Source organism: Shewanella sp. SR44-4 (assembly GCF_014163715.1).
Lineage (GTDB): Bacteria > Pseudomonadota > Gammaproteobacteria > Enterobacterales > Shewanellaceae > Shewanella.
Map to the genome: position 1 here is coordinate 1 of NZ_JACJDU010000169.1, position 266 is coordinate 266.

Below are 266 nucleotides of genomic sequence, written 5' to 3' on the forward strand. Positions count from 1 at the left end.
TTTATAAAGAGTCGGCGGTAACAGGGGGTCGAATCCTTAGGGTTTTGTTCTTCATTATAGGTAACTAGCACTGGTGTTTAGCCTACAGACACCAATGAGTATTCACTCGATACAGAGTATAACGTGTCAAATGTGTCCCATTCGTCTAGAGGCCTAGGACACCGCCCTTTCACGGCGGTAACAGGGGTTCGAATCCCCTATGGGATACCATATTTAAGATGGTTGAACATGATTCGAAACTGTTGTTTTAGAAAAAGTGTTTGATG

Annotated in this window: 1 tRNA gene; it reads left to right on the plus strand. The window is 43.2% G+C overall.

Features of this window, described 5'->3' with window-relative positions:
• Positions 1 to 134 precede the first annotated feature (134 nt).
• Positions 135 to 210, plus strand: a tRNA-Glu gene (locus H5125_RS21925).
• Positions 211 to 266: the final 56 nt, after the last annotated feature.